At 43.4% G+C, this 20038-nt stretch carries 21 protein-coding genes; 15 read left to right on the forward strand and 6 right to left on the reverse strand.

Annotation, left to right across the window (positions count from 1 at the left end):
* Positions 1 to 6: 6 nt before the first annotated feature.
* The gene (locus OZ660_RS00220) at positions 7 to 342 is read right to left on the reverse strand and encodes a DUF1820 family protein (RefSeq protein ID WP_202263061.1); all 336 of its coding nucleotides are present in this window, start codon (positions 340 to 342) and stop codon (positions 7 to 9) included.
* A gap of 207 nt (positions 343 to 549) precedes the next feature.
* On the opposite strand from OZ660_RS00220, the gene OZ660_RS00225 reads away from it, so the two are divergent.
* Complete coding sequence (locus OZ660_RS00225; RefSeq protein ID WP_274742160.1) at positions 550 to 2187, forward strand: M28 family metallopeptidase; 1638 nt, start codon at positions 550 to 552, stop codon at positions 2185 to 2187.
* 43 nt (positions 2188 to 2230) lie between these two features.
* Here the strand turns inward: OZ660_RS00225 and OZ660_RS00230 are convergent, their stop codons facing one another.
* The gene (locus OZ660_RS00230; RefSeq protein WP_274742161.1) at positions 2231 to 3070 is read right to left on the reverse strand and encodes an adenylyltransferase/cytidyltransferase family protein; all 840 of its coding nucleotides are present in this window, start codon (positions 3068 to 3070) and stop codon (positions 2231 to 2233) included.
* Positions 3071 to 3182: 112 nt separating this feature from the next.
* On the opposite strand from OZ660_RS00230, the gene OZ660_RS00235 reads away from it, so the two are divergent.
* Complete coding sequence (locus OZ660_RS00235; protein WP_202263063.1) at positions 3183 to 4247, forward strand: CDP-glycerol glycerophosphotransferase family protein; 1065 nt, start codon at positions 3183 to 3185, stop codon at positions 4245 to 4247.
* A gap of 83 nt (positions 4248 to 4330) precedes the next feature.
* On the opposite strand, the gene slmA is transcribed toward OZ660_RS00235, so the two are convergent.
* Both slmA and coaBC read right to left on the reverse strand, forming a co-directional pair.
* A complete protein-coding gene (gene slmA, locus OZ660_RS00240; protein ID WP_202263064.1) occupies positions 4331 to 4918 on the reverse strand; it encodes a nucleoid occlusion factor SlmA in 588 nt (195 codons plus the stop codon).
* 114 nt (positions 4919 to 5032) lie between these two features.
* Positions 5033 to 6262: a bifunctional phosphopantothenoylcysteine decarboxylase/phosphopantothenate--cysteine ligase CoaBC gene (coaBC, locus tag OZ660_RS00245; RefSeq protein WP_202265820.1), complete on the reverse strand. Its 1230-nt coding sequence runs from the start codon at positions 6260 to 6262 to the stop codon at positions 5033 to 5035.
* A gap of 174 nt (positions 6263 to 6436) precedes the next feature.
* Here coaBC and radC point away from each other — a divergent pair, with 174 nt between their 5' ends.
* The 9 genes from radC (at position 6437) to mutM (ending at position 13397) form a co-directional block, all read left to right on the forward strand.
* Positions 6437 to 7114: a RadC family protein gene (gene radC / locus OZ660_RS00250; RefSeq protein WP_274742162.1), complete on the forward strand. Its 678-nt coding sequence runs from the start codon at positions 6437 to 6439 to the stop codon at positions 7112 to 7114.
* Between the two features lie 95 nt (positions 7115 to 7209).
* On the forward strand, positions 7210 to 7557 hold the full coding sequence (locus OZ660_RS00255) for a hypothetical protein (RefSeq protein WP_274742163.1): 348 nt from the start codon (positions 7210 to 7212) through the stop codon (positions 7555 to 7557).
* Between the two features lie 83 nt (positions 7558 to 7640).
* Entirely contained in the window at positions 7641 to 8330 is a 690-nt protein-coding gene (locus OZ660_RS00260) for a YjbF family lipoprotein (protein ID WP_274742164.1), read from the forward strand.
* Entirely contained in the window at positions 8327 to 9079 is a 753-nt protein-coding gene (locus tag OZ660_RS00265; RefSeq protein WP_274742165.1) for a capsule biosynthesis GfcC family protein, read from the forward strand. The genes OZ660_RS00260 and OZ660_RS00265 overlap by 4 nt, the downstream gene beginning before the upstream one ends.
* A complete protein-coding gene (locus OZ660_RS00270; RefSeq protein WP_274742166.1) occupies positions 9076 to 11178 on the forward strand; it encodes a YjbH domain-containing protein in 2103 nt (700 codons plus the stop codon). Before OZ660_RS00265 ends, OZ660_RS00270 begins: the two co-directional genes overlap by 4 nt.
* Before the next feature lie 330 nt (positions 11179 to 11508).
* Positions 11509 to 11745 carry a 50S ribosomal protein L28 gene (gene rpmB / locus OZ660_RS00275; RefSeq protein WP_012516576.1) on the forward strand — a complete coding sequence of 79 codons (237 nt, stop codon included), beginning with the start codon at positions 11509 to 11511 and terminating at the stop codon, positions 11743 to 11745.
* 11 nt (positions 11746 to 11756) lie between these two features.
* Complete coding sequence (rpmG, locus tag OZ660_RS00280; RefSeq protein ID WP_013786148.1) at positions 11757 to 11912, forward strand: 50S ribosomal protein L33; 156 nt, start codon at positions 11757 to 11759, stop codon at positions 11910 to 11912.
* Between the two features lie 210 nt (positions 11913 to 12122).
* Complete coding sequence (locus tag OZ660_RS00285; RefSeq protein WP_274742167.1) at positions 12123 to 12587, forward strand: hypothetical protein; 465 nt, start codon at positions 12123 to 12125, stop codon at positions 12585 to 12587.
* Complete coding sequence (mutM, locus tag OZ660_RS00290; protein WP_202263070.1) at positions 12588 to 13397, forward strand: bifunctional DNA-formamidopyrimidine glycosylase/DNA-(apurinic or apyrimidinic site) lyase; 810 nt, start codon at positions 12588 to 12590, stop codon at positions 13395 to 13397.
* 55 nt (positions 13398 to 13452) lie between these two features.
* Here mutM and coaD read toward each other — a convergent pair whose 3' ends face one another.
* Entirely contained in the window at positions 13453 to 13941 is a 489-nt protein-coding gene (coaD, locus tag OZ660_RS00295) for a pantetheine-phosphate adenylyltransferase (RefSeq protein ID WP_202263071.1), read from the reverse strand.
* A gap of 78 nt (positions 13942 to 14019) precedes the next feature.
* Complete coding sequence (locus OZ660_RS00300; protein ID WP_274742168.1) at positions 14020 to 14751, reverse strand: 3-deoxy-D-manno-octulosonic acid kinase; 732 nt, start codon at positions 14749 to 14751, stop codon at positions 14020 to 14022.
* 72 nt (positions 14752 to 14823) lie between these two features.
* Between OZ660_RS00300 and OZ660_RS00305 the strand changes: the two genes are divergently transcribed.
* The 4 genes from OZ660_RS00305 (at position 14824) to OZ660_RS00320 (ending at position 20038) form a co-directional block, all read left to right on the forward strand.
* The gene (locus OZ660_RS00305; protein WP_332460851.1) at positions 14824 to 15849 is read left to right on the forward strand and encodes a glycosyltransferase family 9 protein; all 1026 of its coding nucleotides are present in this window, start codon (positions 14824 to 14826) and stop codon (positions 15847 to 15849) included.
* An 89-nt stretch (positions 15850 to 15938) separates the two neighbouring features.
* Complete coding sequence (locus OZ660_RS00310; RefSeq protein WP_202263073.1) at positions 15939 to 16412, forward strand: substrate-binding domain-containing protein; 474 nt, start codon at positions 15939 to 15941, stop codon at positions 16410 to 16412.
* Positions 16409 to 17584, forward strand: coding sequence for a hypothetical protein (locus tag OZ660_RS00315; RefSeq protein ID WP_202263074.1), 1176 nt, complete (start codon positions 16409 to 16411; stop codon positions 17582 to 17584). Before OZ660_RS00310 ends, OZ660_RS00315 begins: the two co-directional genes overlap by 4 nt.
* A 9-nt stretch (positions 17585 to 17593) precedes the next feature.
* Complete coding sequence (locus OZ660_RS00320; RefSeq protein ID WP_274742169.1) at positions 17594 to 20038, forward strand: putative bifunctional diguanylate cyclase/phosphodiesterase; 2445 nt, start codon at positions 17594 to 17596, stop codon at positions 20036 to 20038.

The raw sequence follows: 20038 nt of genomic DNA on the forward strand, positions 1-20038 counted from the left end.
CGGCGGTTACTCTTTCGTTGGTGTATAAATTGGACTAGGGAATGAGGTTACTTTATCAGATTTATTTTCTAATTTAGTAATTTTGGCTGAACCTTTTTTCTTCACCGCGTCAATGCGAAGTACATTATGCATTGGTACGTAGGTTTGGGTGACATCAGCAAACTCTGATTTCAAGCGCTCGTGGCTAGGATCTACCACAACACTGGTATGGGTATCCCAAACAAAATCACCAATTTCGATAAAACCAAACAGTGCCCCTTGAATAAGGGTTTTTACATACAATTCGTAGCGCTCGCCATTACTCACAAATTGAACGCGATATAGCGTGTCGTCTTTAGACATGTGCTGTTCTTAAATCCTAAAAAAAGTGCCGTACGTATAAAGCATAATTTTACACTGGGGCAAAAATACGAGCAACGGTAGGAAACGCATGGTGAAGTTAAATGCAATACTCGCAGGCATAAAATAGCATTGCAGTCATGAACTGCGATACCATGTTGAGCAGTCCACTTACGTGAAATAATCACATAATTAATTGGTAAAACTAAAATGATAAAAAAACTCCTTATTGGTGGTGCAATGACGGCAATGACATTTGCCGCGACAGCGCACAACCATGAATCGACAGATAGTAGCTTTAACCCTGATACGCAGCGCATCAAATCGCATTTGTTCTTCTTAGCAGATGATTTACTTGAAGGCCGTGATACAGGTTCACGTGGCCACGAAATTGCTGCGCTATACATTGCCACAGAGTTTGCAAAATATGGCTTAAAGCCAGCGGGCACTGACGGCTATATTCAAAATGTGTCATTCAGAAAGGCAAATCTTATTCAAGAGTCGCCGTCGTTTACGCTGACTCAAAATGGCGAAACCATTAGCTTTGACTACCCCAAGGAATATTTGGCTGGCCCAAGCCTGTTGAATACTGATGCACACGTTAACGGTGAGATGGTATTCGTTGGCTACGGTATCGTTGCTGATGAATTATCACATAACGATTACAAAGGCCTAGATGTAGAAGGTAAGATTGTAGTTGCGCTTGCAGGTAAGCCAAGTGGCTTCCCATCAGAGGAAGGCGCGCACTTTGCATCTGGCTACCAAAAGTCAAAATATGCAGTAGATAATGGTGCTATCGGTATGATCACTATTACTACGCCTAAGAACGAAAAAGTACGTCCATACCAGAGTCGACTGAACTACATTCATACACCGCGCATGGCATGGCTAGACAAAGACGGTAATCCAGCTAATAGTTTTGCGCAGCTAAAAGGCGGTGCTTACATGAGTGAAGGCGCAGCACGTAAGCTATTTAACGGTGCTGAGAAAAGCCTAGACGATGTATATGCATTGCTTGAAGCAGACAAAGTACCAACAGGCTTTGCACTTAAAGGTTCTGTAGATATCAGCAAAAAGAGCACTCACGACACGATCACCAGCCCTAACGTTGTGGGCATTTTAGAAGGTTCTGATCCAAAACTAAAAGACGAATATGTTGTGTTCTCTGCGCACTCAGACCACATTGGTTTTGCGAAAACGGTGAAGAAAGACAACATTAATAACGGTGCTATGGATAATGCGTCAGGCACGTCAGTTATGCTTGAAACAGCACGCTTGTTCAGTGAAATGAAAGAAAAGCCAAAGCGCTCAATCTTGTTTGTGTCGGTAACTGGTGAAGAAAAAGGTTTACTAGGAGCCGATTATTTCGCCCGTAACCCTACAGTACCTGTAACGTCAATGGTGGCCAACGTAAACTTGGATATGCCTATTTTGACGTACGAATTTGCTGACGTAATTGCTTTTGGCGCTAACCATAGCGACCTTCAAGCGTCAGTAGAAAAAGCCGCAGCAAATGCAGATATTGAGTTGAGTCCAGACCCATGGCCGGAACAAGCGTTGTTTACTCGTTCAGATCACTACGCGTTTGTTAAACAAGGTGTACCTGCGGTATTCATGGTACCGGGCCTAAAGTCAAAAGATCCTAACGTAGATGGCAGCAAAGTGTTTGGTCAGTTCTTGTCGACACATTACCACAAGCCTAGCGATGATATTCACCAGCCGTTTAACTGGAAAGCTGCAGAGACCTTTACCAAGGTAAATGCGCAAATTGGTTGGACATTGGCAAACCAAGAAGACAAGCCTCAGTGGAATAAAGGCGACTTCTTCGGAAACACATTCGGCAAGTAAAGTGATGATGAGCTAGCAGCGCACTGCTAGCTCAATTTTTCGATTAGAGTTTTCGTTTTAACACAGTTGAACTTACGTTTGGCGTATAGTCGAAATACACCATATCGCATGTCACACTTGGGTATTTTCCTTTCCAATCTGAACCGACAGAAATAGCATCAATGTTATACTCATCAACCACTTTCTGTTTGTTTTTGTCTATTTGCGGAATTACCTCATCCACAAATCGGTTTGACTCTAAAATAGAGATACGCTCTTCAAATGGAATAAGTGGGGGACGGCCTTTAGACTTTTCAATTAACTCGTCAGTAGAGACACCCACAATCAAGTAGTCACAAAGCGCTTTGGTTTTCTTAAGAATATTTAGGTGACCCTGATGGAAAATATCGAAGCAACCTGACGTGTACATTCTTCGGTATTTCTTGCCAACTTCAACGGCATCATCGTTGATCAAAGCAAAATCTGCTTTCAGCGTAGACCTTAATTCATTGATATAGACATCGTCTAACTCAAGTACATCACTTAAAACAGGTGGTTTTGGCCAGTGTTTGTCTTCAAACTGCTTCTCGCAGAAGCCGACGGGATGCTCATATCGAGGAATAACGTGGAAATGAACGATGGGATCGACCATCATCAACATTAAATAATTTATTTTGCTGAAGTTGAAACGCTTTTTAAGTACCCTTTCAATATCAGCAACAACTTGCTTTTGTTCTTTCGCTGCTTCGTCAGAAATATCTGAGTATTGAAAGACATCTTCTTTGCAAACAAGTACCAAAGACCCCAGCGTTACTTGACCTGGTCTTAATAGCACGTGCCAATAGTCATAGGTTTTAATAAGGCTCTCGGGATATCCGAATTTTGATAGGGTGGCGTTTAGCATAGCTCTCGTTGCGTTAATGGACAGGTGACATAGTGTAATACAAACCATGTGCTGCGCACAGTCACACACGTTTTTTGGTACTACTTAATAGAAATGATAGAAAAAGAATTTTATGAAAATAGCGTTTGATACCGTCAATGTTTATTACTTGCCCCAATTTCTTCCTATTTGTGATGAACTAGCCAAGCGGGGCCACCAAATTAAACTGGTGTGTTATAGCAACAAAAATGATGCGCAAAAATTTGAACAGGTATTGTCTGCGCTTGCCTATGAATATTGCTGGGTTGATGATGAAAAAGCGGCAAAAGAGTTATACTTAAAAGACGCCCCAGACTGGATATTCTTTGGTAATTCTTTCTCGTACTTAGATGAAATTCACAACGTTAGTAAAACGGCGCAACTTGGCCACGGCGTTGGGCCTAAACCTAGCTACTACCACAAGTCGTGTACGCCTATGACAGTGAGGTTTATTGAAGGAAAAGAGCGCCTTGTTAAAATTAAAGAACTGTACCCAAATGATACATTTGTGCAGGTTGGCTTTTCTAAGTTAGACCCACTTTTTAATCAGACTGAACCAGGGTTAGATTACAACAAGCTTGGACTCGACAAAGACAAACCAACGCTGTTATTTGCGCCTACGTTCAATCCGAGTTCACTAGAGCGTTTTCCCGATAATTGGCCTAGTCAGTTTAACGAGTTCAACATACTCATTAAACCGCACACATTCACTTATACCCGTGAAGCTTACAAAAATCAGCGCAAAAAACTGAAAAAGTGGTCGCAGTTTAGCAATACCTATGTGGCAACTGAATTAGACATTTCATTGCTTCCTTTTATGAAGGAAGCGGACATTCTCATCAGCGAAGCATCAAGCACGCTATTTGAATTTGTAGCACTTGCTAAGCCTGTAATCGTATGTAATTTCTTTAAACTGAAATGGTCATACCGAGGTATTTTTAAATACCGCTTTGAGAAACGCTTTGGCAAGGACAACGTGATTTACCAAAATATTGGTATGCATATTAACGACTTTTCGGAACTAAAAGAGGCCGTGACAAAACAAATGCGCGATAAGTCACTGTTTGAAAAAGAGCGTAAGGAATATACCGAAAATCACGTAGGTCCAACGGATGGGCAAAGTTCGGTGCGTATAGTGGACTATTTAGAGCAACACTGAAGCTTAAGATGATGCTGCCAAAAGCATAATGAGCTACCATTAAAGCACCGCCTGTAGCGGGCTTTAATGGCTATGCTAATGTGTTAAATAAACATTTGTTTAAATGTATTCCACTGCTCGTTGAATTGTTCAGTGGGTTTGCGAGTAAAGCCACTGCGAATAAACGCATTAATGCGTCCATCTGTGTAGCTAATAAGCATATTGGCTATAATCGCTTCATCGGCAGATAATGTCTTACCTTCACGCAGTTTTCGTTCACGCAATACTTGTTTTAACTGAGTCTCAAGTCGCTCAAAAAGTTTAGCAATACGCGCACGTAACCGCTCTTGCTCGCCCATTAATGCATCACCGTTCAAAATACGTGTAATACCAGGGTTCTTTTCAGCAAAGCCTAAAATAAGATGCAAAATAAGCTGACAGCGTGTTAGTGAATCTTTTTCTTCGTTTACAATCTTATTGATTCGCGTAAACAACGTATCTTCAATAAACTCAATAAGGCCTTCAAACATTCTCGCCTTACTAGGGAAGTGACGGTATAGTGCGGCCTCTGAAACCCCAACTTTTTCCGCTAGTTTTGCAGTAGTTATTCGTTGACCTGGGCTGGTTTCTAACATTCCAGCAAGTGCTTGCAGAATTTGCGCTCTGCGATTTGTTTTTTTGACAGCAGGCATGACGACTGTATTTCCTCCGCAACCGCACGTAATACGCACGGGCTCCATGTTAAGTTGGCTTATGCCAATTTGTTGTATTTATTATTGTTATTATCGACACTTAGAAAGTATCTGTTAGTTTTTCTGAACGGCCGAATATTGTTGTGCAATTAGCGACAATAACTGCATAGCCAAGTTGTCCTTGCTGGTGGCGGGTAGCTTTTTGTCACCCTCAGGCCAAATAACATGTAATGCGTTTTTATCGCTATTAAACCCTAAACCTTCTGCTGTTATATCATTGGCCGCAATCATGTTAAGTTGCTTTTTAACAAGCTTAGCACGCGCATAGGTTTCCACATCTTGGCTTTCAGCGGCAAAGCCAACACAAAATGGTCTATCTTTTCGCTCAGAAACTGTAGCTAGAATATCAGGGTTTTTAACAAAAGTAAGTGTTAACTCATCACCTGTTTTCTTAATTTTGTTATCTGCTACATTTGCTGCCCTGTAATCCGCTACTGCGGCAGTGCTAATAAATATATCAGTTGTCGGTACAAGTGACAGACAAGCATCTAACATCTCTTGTGCACTTGTAACATCCACACGTTCACACCCATTTGGTGTCGGCAGGGACACTGGCCCCGCGACTAAAGTAACGTTTGCACCTGCTTGTGCAGCAGCCTGTGCAATAGCAAATCCCATTTTTCCAGAACTGTGGTTAGAAATGTAGCGAACGGGGTCAAGCGGTTCACGTGTAGGGCCTGCGGTGATAGTGATACGTTTATCGCTAAGTGTGTCGAGCAAAACAGTGAGTTCGTTTGCCACTTGAAAAGCCTGCGCTATTTCATTGGCAATATCAATAGGCTCAACCATTCTACCCGCACCTATATCACCACATGCCTGTTCACCGCTGGCAGGACCAATAAAATAGGTATCCCGACTTGCTAGTAAACTCAAATTTGACTGCGTTGCGGGTGCTTTCCACATTTGTTGGTTCATAGCTGGCGCAATGAAAACGCGGGCAGTCGTTGCAAGATACAGTGTGGTCAGTAAATCATCAGCCATACCATGAGCCAGTTTGGCTAACGTATTCGCAGTGGCAGGTGCAATAACCAATATATCGGCCCATTTTGCCAATTCTATATGGCCCATCGCTGCTTCTGCTGCAGGGTCTAATAAATGTTGATGAACAGGGTTGCCCGAAACAGCCTGTAATGACAACGGACTGACAAACTCTGCAGCTGAGTCGGTTAATACAACGCGTACATTAGCGCCAAGCGCTGTTAATTTTCTCACAAGATCAGGTGCCTTGTAGGCAGCAATACCGCCTGTAACACCAAGTAGGATATTTTTATTGGCAATTGACATAGTAAATGGTCATTTCACAAATTAGCTTTAGCCTACCATGCTCGATAAAAATCGGATAGCTGAACCAAAGCTACAAAGACGATTTTGTGGCGAAACCCGTCTTTAATACAGTCGTTACAGCTACGTATTTCTTTTATAACACTCATCACGTTAAATACTGTGGTATTACACATAATGTCAATAAAGGTATGGCCCAAAAGTGAGCGGCCCAGAGAAAAGCTACTTGAACAAGGCGTAAACAGCCTAAGCGATGCTGAGCTTATTGCTGTTCTTTTAGGGAAAGGAATAAAAGGTAAGTCGGCGTTGGCAGTTGCACATGACTTGTTGCACAAACTCAACGATCTGCGCGGTGTGGTTACCGCGTCACTCACACAGTTTTCAGATATAGCAGGGTTAGGACCATGCAAATATGCGCAGTTTCAAGCGGGCTTTGAGCTTTTTAGAAGAAATCTAGAAATTCAATTAAAACGGCAGGATGTCTTTAATAATGTGGATGATACAAAGCGTTATTTACAAGCAAAATTAAGAGATTGTGAACAAGAGAAGTTCGCTTTACTGATGTTAGACAGTCAGCATCAACTTATCGCATTTCGCACTATGTTTAATGGCACGATCAATAGTGCTGCGGTTTACCCCAGAGAATTGATCAAACAAGTGATGATCGACAATGCAGCCGCTGTGATCCTAGTGCACAATCACCCCTCAGGCATTGCAGAACCTAGCCATGCAGATATTCGGTTGACGGGTGAGATCAAAGACGCAATGAAAGCGATCGATGTGCCAGTGCTCGATCATTTTGTGGTTGGAGACAAAGAAACTGTTTCATTCGCACAACGAGGCTTGCTAAGATAAGAAACTTGAATCATTTTTCGCTTAGAATCTAGTCAAATAGGTGAAAATGATTTAGCATAGGATATTAGTGGGTTATTTTTTTTTAAAGGACTGTTATGAAGAAGTCAATTATTGCATTATTTGCAGCCGCAACTATGGCGGCAGGTGTAAACGCACAAGAAGGCGAAGGCGGCTCTGGTGCTGGTGGTGTTGGTGCAGTATCTGGCGGCACAATTGCTACAGCAGTAGTGGCAGCGGGTATCGTTGCTGGTATCGCTAACAACAACTCTGCAAATGCACGTGTTGTTGATGATGAAGACACACTAGTGTGTGAAGGTGATGACCAACTAGCTGGTGACGTATGTGTTGGCACAACTAACACAGTAACGGTTACTGGTACTGGTACTATGACAAGCACAATCACTGTGCCTGTTACATTTACTTACGCTCCGACCGTACAGTAAAAAATAGCGTATTCGAAAAAGCCGCTTTTATTAGCGGCTTTTTTATTTTCGTAGAAAATTTATCTTTTAGTCGGCACATTTCAATGAAATCACATTTTTTACTGGCTATGGCTGGGTCAGTTTTGATTCTTCTTTCTGGCTGTTCCACGACGACATCTGCATACTACAACACTCTTAAATTAGCGCTTAAAGACAGATCAGTAACCTACACCATAGAAGAGATCGCTGCGAGCAAAGCGGATCTTATGCAAATAAAAGCAGGTGAGAGAGATACTGCATCGTTGGCACTTGCGTACATTGATGGCGATAAATATCGCTGGGTATCCGGAGATAACGTTATTTTCACTATGCACCACGGTATTATAGTGAAAACGGAAGGCCTTGATAGCGACCTTTTTTATACAGGAAACCTTCAACATAATCCGCTTGGTACCAGTGATGTTTTATCGTATAGCTGGCAGCGCAAAGTCGATGTTTCTGGTGTAGGTTACGGCTTGCCTGTGAATTCATCATGGCGTATTGAAGGTGAAGTCACCCGAGAATATTTAGGTTTCTCTATTCCATTGTTAAAAATTGTAGAGACTGTCTCTTTTCCTGAATATACGCCTTTTATCGACACTGGCCTTGAATGGGAAAACACCTACTATCTTCATAAATCGACCAAGCAGTTGTTGGCATCTACGCAACAATTTAGCCCTGAAGGAGACACTTACGACATGGTGTATCTGAGCCGTATTGTGCGTGAAATGACAGAGCAAGGAGCAGTGAAGTGATTAGACGACTTGTTTTTGCATGTACTGTATTAACAACCTTACTATCCACTAGCAGTTTTGCTCAAGAAAGCACACTTAGCGTAATGTTAAATAAACAAACGTATCAGTTTGAGCGCCCACTTAGATTATCGAGTGTGTTGTCATTGATTGCAGAAAATGGCGACTGGTATTGGCCAACTGCGGCCGTATTCAATTTAACTGATACGCATGCAGAAGACGAAAAAGCGGCCATCTTGATTGAAATTCGCGACTTAATGACGCGTTTTGACAGTGATTCAGACACCTTTATCGCGCTTGAAAATTTATACGAGCAGGTGGCGACATGGACAGTGTCAACGCGTATCGACATGCCGGTTTCGTACAATCGAGCTCGTTTGTTTTTCGAAGAAAATCCAATGTTTCAACCAGGTAAATATTGGATTCGTTTAAATGGCCGACCCAATGTAGTGCATTTTTCAGGGGCTGTTATTAAGCCGGGTGCTTATCAGCATCAAAGTGATACGTCAGTGTATACCGCGGTCGATACAGTTAAAAAAGCGGTAGATGCTGATAGAAGTTATGTCTATATCATCACGCCGCAAGGCGATGTAGAAGAGCGAGGTATCGCCTACTGGAATCTCGATTTTTCTCAGCTTATGCCTGGCAGTCAGGTTTACGTGCCGATTTCTCCAGAACTTTTCAGTAATAAGCTTAAAGTACTGAACAAACGCGTTGCCGCGTTAGCCGTACACAGGGTTCTTCCTCAATGAATGTGTCATTAATTTCAAAGAAAACAGCGCTGGCTATAGTGGTAGGCAGCGTGTTGTCCTCTGCTGCTCATGCCGATACGCAAATCCGCGTTAAGCCTTCTCAAATGGTACAAGGCGGCAATGGGCTTATCCAAACTCCAACGGCACGAATGCGTGACGAAGGCGGTATGGCTATTAACTATACTGACAATGGTGAATATCGCTTTTGGTCCGTAAATATTCAGCTTTACGACTGGATGGAAGCCACTGCCCGCTATACTGACGTGCGTACGCAGTTATACAGTCAAGTTGATTCATTCAGTGGTGATCAAACTCTTAAGGACAAAGGTTTAGACGTTAAGTTCAGACTGTGGAAAGAAAGTTATTACTTGCCTGACATCAGCGTGGGCTTTCGTGACTTTGGCGGAACGGGCTTTTTTGAAAGCGAGTATGTGAATGCCAGTAAATCAGTAGGTCCATTTGATTTCCACCTTGGTGTAGGTTGGGGTTATATGGGTACTGCAGATGACATTACTAACCCATTTTGTAAGCTAAAAGATAGCTTCTGTGAGCGCCCAGAAGGTTTTTCTGGTCGCGGTGGAAAAGTCGACTACGATCAGTTTTTTAAGGGCACGATGGCGTTTTTTGGGGGTATTGAGTATCAAACCCCTTGGGAGCCACTTACGCTTAAACTCGAGCTTGAAGGTAATGACTATTCGCGCGACAGAGCGGGGCGTCTGGAGCAAGATTCGCGTTGGAATATTGGTGCGGTATATCGCTATAAAGATCTTGATTTCAGCCTGAATTATCAGCGTGGTAATACAGTTGGATTTGGTGTTACATATCGTTTCAATATGAATACGGCGTCGCAAATTAAGTTTGATGAGAAGCCTAGAAACTTGCGCGTGCGTAACACGCCAAAAAGTATTGATGATGTTAACAAAGCGCGCCTCTACAGCGACTTACTTAGAGAAAGTGGCTTTGTATTATCTGACGCCAAAATAGAAGAAGACAGCGCAACATTTTACGGTACGCAGCTTTCTTATCGCGATCAGGACGAGGCTATCGAACGAACTGGTCGTATAATTGCGTCAGAACTGCCAGACAGCGTTGAGACATACCATATTGTTGATAACAGTGGCGGCATACCAATGGTGGATACGCAGGTTGATGCCGAGGCTTTTATTGCGGCTGCGCGCTATGAATCTGTTGATGCAGATATTACTGACACCTACTTTCGCGTAGCACCTAATAAAGAGCAACTTGAAGAGTACAATCCGAGGAATACGACAGGCGCGTTTTATAGTGCGGACTTTTTCTTTACGCAATCTTTCGGTAATCCGGAAGATTTTTACCTGTATCAAACGGGTTTGTTGCTAACAGGTGGATATGCAGTTGATGAAAACTTAGCATTTATAAGCAGTGCGCGTGTTACGTTGCTTGATAACTTCGATAAATTCAATTATCTGGTAGACAACGAAGAGGTCGCGTTGCCCCGTGTAAGAACACGTGTTCGTGAATATGTATCTGAAAACGACGTGTGGTTAGACACTGCATTTTTACAGTACAAAGACAATATAAGCGAGAACGTTTTTGGACAAGTATACGCTGGTTATTTAGAAACTATGTTTGCGGGTGCTGGTGGTGAAATACTGTATCGCCCAGTAGACAGTCGCGTAGCTTACGGTTTAGATCTTAACTATGTAAAACAGCGCGATCCTTACAGCCAACTTGGTACTGAAGAGTACGAAGCCTTTACAGGGCATGCAAGCGTATACTGGAAGCCCGAATTCCTGCACGATACGCAAATTAGTGTGAGTGCAGGGCAATTTCTTGCTAAAGACAAGGGCGTAAATATTGATTTCGCCAAACGCTTCGACAGCGGGATCATTGTAGGGGCATTTGCCGCGTTTACCGATGTCTCGTCAGAAGAGTATGGTGAAGGAAGCTTTACCAAAGGTTTCTATATTTCGATACCCACAGACCTGTTCTTGCTAAAGCCTACCAAAGGGCGTGGACTGTTCCCTTGGGTACCGATTTCACGTGACGGTGGTCAGATGTTACGTCGACCAATTCGACTTATAGATGCAACGGAAGTTAGGTCGCCGTTCTTCGATTAACAAGCACTATGCAAAAAGGCTATGCTAAAACGTATAGCCTTTTTTTGCGCATGTACTGACCTTGTGTAGCGGCACCTAATATTTTTTAAAATGTCGCTAAAATAAAAACGCAGTTACGTATATAATGTCGCCATCGCGACGAGGGTGGCAGTTTTTTAAGCATAAAACAGCTAAAAAGTAACCTTTTTGTAGTTTCTTATTGAAATGATCCTGCCTTTGCTGTATAAAATGCGCCCTCTAATTTATAGTAATACGTCATTTGACCCAACGACTGTTTGAGTGGTGGGATTGACTGACGCGACAGTTATCGTTGTTCTGGAGACAAATACAATGTCAAGAGTATGTCAAGTAACAGGTAAGCGTCCAACGGTTGGTAATAACCGTTCACACGCACGAAATGCGACTCGTCGTCGCTTTTTACCAAACCTTCAAACACACCGTTTTTGGGTTGAGAGCGAAAGCCGTTTTGTTAAACTACGTTTGTCTGCGAAAGGCATGCGTATCATCGATAAGAAAGGTATTGATTCAGTACTAACTGACATCCGTGCCCGTGGTGAGAAAATCTAAGGAAGCCGACAATGCGTGATAAAATTAAACTAGTTTCTTCAGCAGGTACAGGTTTCTTCTACACTACTGATAAGAACAAGCGTAACATGCCTGGCAAAATGGAGATCAAAAAGTTTGATCCTGTTGTGCGTAAGCACGTTATGTTCAAAGAGGCAAAAATCAAGTAAAGCCCTTTTAGAAAGAGCACTTGCTTTTGTCTCCACGAAAACCCGGCCTTTGCCGGGTTTTTTGCGTTATGGGATCGCACTACCTACGCCAAGATCCTGTTGATCCGATCTTAGCGTTTGGTGGCGCTAAAAAGGTAATCAACTCATCATGGCATCTGTGCGACTATGGCTTTACTATAGCGTGATATGACAATTGCTTAAGGAGCATCGGTGGCAAGAATATCTCAACGCGCAATGAACAATGTTGTGATCATAGCTATGCTTTTAATGATCGCGTTGTTCAATATAGATAGCTTTTTACCAAAGCAAGATGTACCGCAATATCAAAGCTTGCTGCCCCAAGACGCTTACGTGTTAAAAATAGAGCACGATGAAAATACGCTTGAGCGCAGCGGGCAACTGTGGCGCCAGCGAACACGAGCTGAAACCGTAGTCATCGCGCCAGATAAACAATTCTCTGCGTGGCAGCAAGCGGCCTTAGAGCCTATTTCGGGCGTACCTACTCAAATATCTTCGTCACAGCCATTGGTTGTGGTGGTTTGGGTTGCAGGCCAAACTAACGGGCTTGTGTACGGCTTTTATCCTCAAACAAGCCCCACTGTTGTCAAATTTGATAACAATTGGTACACCCTTACCAATGCGCAATTAAATACACTTCTTCCATGGATACAATAAATGCCTGAATTACCAGAAGTCGAAGTAAGCCGATTAGGCGTTTCTCCTCATTTGCTTGGCAATAAAATTAGCCGCGTTATTGTGCGAGAGCGCAGGATGCGCTGGCCAATTCCAGAAGAAGTTTCATGTGTTGAAGGCCATATTGTCAATGCCGTTAAACGTAGAGCGAAGTACCTGCTTATTGAAACCGATGTCGGCACCTTGATCCTTCATCTGGGCATGTCAGGAAAATTACGTGTTATTGATGCGCAAACTCCCGTAATTAAACACGACCATGTAGATATTGTACTTGAGACTGGCAAGTGCTTGCGTTTTAACGATCCAAGGCGCTTCGGCGCACTACTTTGGCAAGCGCCCAATACATCGCTCAGTATGCTTGAAAATCTGGGTCCAGAGCCTCTTACTGATGAGTTTGATGATAAACGCTTATTTACCCTTTCTAGAAATCGAAAGGGACCAGTGAAAAACTTCATTATGGACAACGCTATTGTGGTTGGAGTTGGCAACATCTACGCAAATGAAGCCTTATTTTTGGCAGGTATCGACCCTAGGCGTCCTGCAGGCAAAATCAGTGCAGAGCGTTATAAGCGCCTTACGCAAACTATTAAGCAAGTATTGGCAAAAGCTATTGAGCAAGGTGGTACTACGCTAAAAGATTTTGCCCAAACCGATGGTAAACCTGGCTATTTTGCACAGCACTTAAATGTTTATGGCCGCAAAGGTGAAGCGTGTGAAGTGTGCGGAAAAGCCATAGAGAGTAAGGTAATTGGACAGCGTAATACCTTTTTCTGCACCCAGTGCCAGCGCTGATAAGTAGCATCTGGCAAGTCGTTATTGCTTAAGATGCTACTTTCCAATCACATATCTACGTTTTTTTGTGCAATCTATCTTTAAGGGCTTGCTCTACTACTGGGTGGCAAAAACCGTCAACTGCACCGCGGTGAAGGGCGACTTCTTTTACTAATGTCGACGAGATAAAGGAATTTTCTTCAGCCGGAGTAAGAAATACGCTTTCGAGTTTGGGGTTTAGCCTACGGTTCATATTGGCAAGTTGAAACTCGTATTCAAAGTCTGAGACCGCGCGTAACCCGCGAATAAGAATGGTCGCATTTTGCTGATCAGCAAAATCCGCTAATAAGCCCGTGAAGCCAACGACTTCAACATTCGGTAGGTCAGCGGTAACCTTTTTTATCATCTCGACACGCTCTTCTAGCGTGAACAGTGGTTTTTTACTGGGGTTAGAGGCGATTGCCACGATAACATGTGAAAATAGCTGAGACGCACGTTCAATTAAATCTGCATGACCGTTAGTAATAGGGTCAAAAGTGCCGGGATAAAGTGCTCTGGTATGCATAGGGTTGAGTCTTTTTGTTAGTACAATACAGTGAAGGCCAACGAGTTTTTACTGTAACACATTGACAGAATATACCAATTACACTGCGGTGTTGCTTACCGCGTTGTAACCATCAATACAGCTTTGCCATTGCTCAATTTGCCAGTGAAACACAGGGTTTTTGGCTTTCTCTTTATGCAATGAGCGAAGTAGGCGAGCCAAGTTTTCTTTCTTCCACTTGTCACCGGACCGAAAATGGCAGCGATCAAAGTCGATAAGCCAAATATCACGCTTATCATCCATCATAATATTGCGAATATTAGCGTCGTGATGATAAACCTGACAGTTATGCATTTCAGCTAAGGCTTTTCCAACATTTTGCCAGTCACTTTCGTTAAGCGGCTTTTCACATAGCATTCTATGCAAATCGTGACTGTTTGGAATGGTTTGCGTAATCAAGTCGCCGCGGTAAATAACCCCTCGACGATGAATACGGGCGGCAACAGGTGCTGGTACGCGAAGCCCTTTGTCGCGCATATGCGCAAGTAGCCTGAACTCTTCAAACGGACGAGAACGTTCAACACCCAAAAAGACATATTGGTCACTGAGCAACTTACCTACAAGGCCGCCGCGTATGTAGTGACGCAGCACCCAATGCTGGTGCTCGTGTTCAATAAAAATGGTCGTACCACGGCCCTTTGCTTGCCCTGTTACTTTGTTTTCTAGGTGCCAAAAGTGTGGCGTGAACATATCTTCGTTTGGTTGACTGACCAAGCTATCGTCGAAAATAAAGTGGTGTCCTGCACCTATGTCTCGTCGTATTGTCGCCATGTTGCCCACAACTTATGGTAAATTTCACATTCTAATGATTTATTTTGGTTTTTCAGCAACGAGAGAGCTTCTGTGGGAAAAAAGATTTGTTTAATGCGTTTATCGGCAATAGGTGATGTTTGTCACGCAGCTGCCATGGTAACTCGAATTCAAACTCAGTGGCCCGATGCTGAAATTACGTGGGTTATTGGCAAGATTGAGTATCAACTGCTTAAGCTCATGCCAAATATCCGCTTTATTGTGTTTGATAAGTCACAGGGCAAAGTCGCTGTTGAAGCACTAAAACAGGCCGTGGCGGGCGAAACATTTGATGCGCTACTCATGATGCAAGTTGCACTGCGCGCCAATTTGGCGTCGCGGGTAATAAAAGCGAAACAACGAATTGGCTTTGATTGGGCGCGCAGTAAAGAGCTGCATTGGTTATTCGCTAACAAACGTATAGCAGCTAATCGTCATGCCCATGTGCTTGATGGCTTTATGGACTTTGCTGATGCCTTGGGTGTACCTAAAGTTTTAACGCCATCTTGGGCCATTCCTGTATCTGAAGACGATCACCTATGGGGAGAAAAACAAGCGAACTCACTAGGAAAATATGTCGTTATTTCACCAGCGGCCAGTAAAGCAGAAAGAAATTGGTTACCAGAACGATACGCAAGTATAGCCGATTATATCCAATCAAAAGACGTGACTGTGATACTGTGCGGCGGCCCCGGAAAGCTAGATAGAGAAACAGCAGATGCCATAAAAGCGCATGCTAGCACCGAGCTTCTCGATTACACTGGGCAAACCTCTTTGCACCAATTACTCATGTTATTACAGCACGCTATGCTAGTAATTGCGCCTGACACTGGCCCAGCACATATGGCAACTACAGTGGGTACACCGGTAATTGGGCTATACGCACATTCGAATCCCCGTCGAACTGGACCATACAACAATTTAGACAATGTGGTATCGGTGTATGACGAGTGTGTAGAAAATCAAAAGGGTAAACCTTGGACAGAGTTAGCGTGGGGAACCCGAGCCAAGGGTAGTGATTTAATGGAAAAAATTTCCGTTGAGATGGTGAAACAAAAAATCGTGCCATTTGTAGGTTAATTTACTTAATTGTAAGGTAAAAGTATCAACTACTATCTACACTTAGCATTGCGAAGTGTTCCTTTGAAATAACAGGGAGTCGTTACCAAATGAAAAAGCCCGCTTTGCGATGGCTGTCTGTGGTTTTTGACTATAAACGCATACCAAAAGCAATACTTGTCAGTATTGTCTTTTTTGCATGCGTGTCACGGGCTGATGCCGCAGAGCTTTATGTCATGGTGAATGAGAGTGTTTCGGTGACTGAGCTAAATCGCACTGATCTTCGTCAGATATTCACCGGCCATCGACAATACTGGAGCGACGGCACTAAAATCACAGTATTCGTACTGCACGACAATAACGAACTACATAAACAATTCTGTCGAGACGTTCTACAAATGTTCCCTTATCAGTTGTCCCGCCTTTGGGACCAAATTACGTACTCAGGCCAAGGCGTGACCCCTGTACGTGTATCTTCTTATCAAGCACTCATTGAAGCGCTTGAGAGTACAAAAGGCGCAATAGGCTACTTAGAGACTTCTGAGGTAGTCAATCTACGACGCGTTGAGGTGGAAGAATCATGAAACTAAAATGGTTATTCGCGTTGTGTTTTGTCAGTGCGACAGCAAAAGCAAATCATACAAACTTTTCTTGGCATGGTTACTTGTCACAAGGTATTACTCAGTCGAAAGACAGTACTTTCATTACTGATGATAATGATATTACCAGTGAGCTCACCGAAATAGGTTTTAATGGTTATTATCAACTGGCAGAGAACATTTCCATAGCTGGCCAAGTAAATTACCTCGATGGTGGCAATCGTTTCGAGCAGGGCACGCGTTTAGATTACTTATTTGTGGACTGGAAGTTGCCCAACCTCATTGGCGGGTGGCAAGCAAATATTCATGCGGGTCGCTTTAAAAATCGCCACTGGCTTTACTCAGTAACGCGCGATGTACCGCAGACCCGGTATACATCTGTATTGCCGCAGTCAGTCTATTTCGATGGTTTTCGCGATGTTGCACTTGGCAGCAATGGGCTGCTTGCTAGCTTTGCCCATTATGGTAAGCATAATATTTGGGAAATTAACTGGAGTTACGGCCGCTCTTCTATCAATGACTCTCAGCGTGACTTTTTATTAGGTGATGAAGCAAAAGGCACTATCAAGCAAGATTTTGTGCACCAAGCAAGTGTGTTCTGGCAGCCTGCAACCATGGCGTGGAAAGTGGGCGCGAGTTTATTAGACTCTGACTTCACCTATTCTCCAGCAGATATGGACAATCGTTTAGCGGGTAGCGCAAATATTCGTAGAATGATGATATCGGCCCAATATTTTGCGGAAAACTGGGAGGTGTCGTCTGAACTTGTAAGAGAAATACAAGATAGCGAAGGCTTATTTGCACCTGACTTTGTTGACAGAAGACGTGGAGAAGGTGGCTTTATACAGGTTCGCTACTTATTCAACAGTCAGTTCAGCGGTCTTTTGGGTTACGACACTTATGTGAATGATGAATCAGACCCGAACGGCGAAAGACTAGAGGCACTGTCTGGCGGCACAATTCCCGCCTATTTTGGCTATCAAGATACCATTACATTGGGTTTTCGTTATGACATCGCACCTAAATGGCGTCTTCAAGGAGAATACCACTGGGTAGATGGCGCCACGCGCGTGGTCAGTTTACTCAATCGAGACGTTGCATCTCATGCGCAAAAAGAGTGGGAAATGTGGTCTGTGCAATTGATGTATTGGTTCTAAGGTAGGACTATGACCGTTCGCGTCTCTTTTACCACCAAGACCATTGTCATCCTTTTAGCCATGGTACTTACCGTTACTGTGGTTATTTCTACTGTGCTTATCAAAGAGTCAGATGCGCGTGTATTACGGGAGCAACGTGAAAATCAAATTAGCCATCAACGACGGGTGCAATTGTTCGAGGAAATTCTACACAACCGTATGATTACGCTGATTGACATCATTAGCCACCGTAGCGATCCAACCAATGTCAATTTAGATGAACTGCACACAACGCTTAACAGCTTAAGTGAATATCTCATTCTTAACTTTCAAGTAGAGCAGCTGCTTCTGTTTGACCAAGCTGGTGCAATTAACAAAGACAATATTAAGGTTAGCGATGCAGTGTCTCAACTTGTGAGTACTACTCGCGCGTCATTCGAAAGCCGCTCAATACTCTCTTGTACCAGAGTGTGCACGCACTACATCTCTATTCCCGTTATGGCCAGTACAGATAATATTCCTGTTATTGTGGTGTCTACTTCTATGCGAGAGCTACTGTATCTTTTCAGTCGCGCTACAGATGTACACAAAGTGGCCATAGTGCAACAAAAAAATACACCTCTAGGCAATCCTCAATTAGTGGTTGCTAGTCAATTGTCTGCGGCAAACAGGCAGTATTTGAACAATCTTCTCTTAGCTTTTCCCGCCGGTTGGTCATTGGATGATTTAATCATTCGAGGTATGAACGTACCATTGGGTAGTCAGCAATTGCTGGTCAGCCTATTGCCCTTTAGCCATGCTAGTGGCGATGATCCTTACTTGCTCATTGTGCAAGATATAACAGCAATGGTGCAGCAAAATAAGCAATATCAGGTAATTGTTATCTCAAGTGCTATAGCGCTGTTTTGTGTGTTCTCATTATTGCTGTATATATTTCTAAATCAGTATCGCACGCGTCTTCTGGGCGTAAGTGAGCGTTTGCCTATGCTGGCTGATCACAAATTTAACGAGTTCTACACCTCTGCTGCAAAACGCAGGAAAAAGCCGTTTTTTAACTTAACTGACGAACTGGATGTGGTTGAAGACGCCGCCAATAACTTAGCTAGACAACTAGAAAGCTTCGACGGCCAAATGGCGGTTAACACTGCTAAATTAGAAAAAATGGCAATGTTTGATGTGCTCACTGGGTTGCCTAATCGCAATATGCTTACGTTTCAAATTGAGAAACAACTGGCTGGTTCTCTGCGCGATGACCGCATAGTGGCACTTATGTTTATGGATTTGGACGACTTTAAGAAGGTAAACGACAGTCACGGCCACGACGTTGGAGATAAATTGCTAAAAGCCGCGGCTATGCGTATTTCCAAACCCATACGCGAAACAGACATTGCGTCGCGCTTTGGTGGTGACGAATTTGTGGTATTGCTGTCTAACATTGAAACCAAAAAGCAGGTGGATATTGTTGCGCAAAAACTTATAGATGAGTTCAATAAGCCCATCGAGGTAGACGGCACCTCTTTTTACGTCTCTATTAGCATAGGTATTGCAATCACCAGTCATGCTCGCGCTACGCCAGTAGAGCTTTTGCGTCACGCTGACATTGCTATGTATGAAGCAAAAGCGAAAAAAGGTGCAGGGTATCGGGTGTACGATGCCACCATGAACTTAAAGGTAATGCAAAAGGTAGAACTAGAATCGGAGGCGCGCGAAGCCTTACGCGACAATCAGTTCTCTTTGGCGCTACAGCCTCAAGTCGAAATGCATACCGGTAAGTTAGTGGGTTTTGAAGCATTGCTGCGCTGGGCTCATCCTACCAAGGGTGATATATCACCTGCTGATTTCATTCCGCTGCTTGAAAACACTTCTTTTATGTTAGAGCTCGATTATTGGGTTGTTACACGGTCAACCAACATCATTCGAGAGCTTAAAAACAACGGATACCGCGATCTTAAGTTAGCCATTAACTTGTCGGCTGGGCAATTTCTTGACCCTAGTTTGCCTGAGTTTCTACAACAGCAAATTATTCAGAACGAAATTGCACCAGAGCAAGTGTGCCTAGAGCTCACAGAAACCGTACTGGTGTCTGACATAGACAGAGCAACAGGCATTATGCGCACTATTCGCGACATGGGTTGTATGATTGCTATTGATGACTTCGGAACGGGCTATTCTTCGCTGAGCTACTTAAAAGCGCTACCAGCGGATTTCATTAAAATTGACCGCTCTTTTGTTGCCAATATTGCCAACAGTGCCGACGACAGAAATATTGTGCATTCCACTATCGCGATGGTGAGTAACATGGGGATGGAAGTCGTTGCTGAAGGGATCGAGTCTGGTGAGCAATACGAGCTCTTGTGTCATTTCGATTGCCATATTGGGCAAGGCTACTTAATCAGTAAACCTATTCCTGAATCTGCTATTTGGGACGTACTTCACGACAAAGTGTCACTGGGTTTTTGGAAAGAGTCAGCCTAG

The sequence above is a fragment of the Alteromonas sp. 009811495 genome (assembly GCF_028865455.1).
Taxonomy (GTDB): domain Bacteria; phylum Pseudomonadota; class Gammaproteobacteria; order Enterobacterales; family Alteromonadaceae; genus Alteromonas.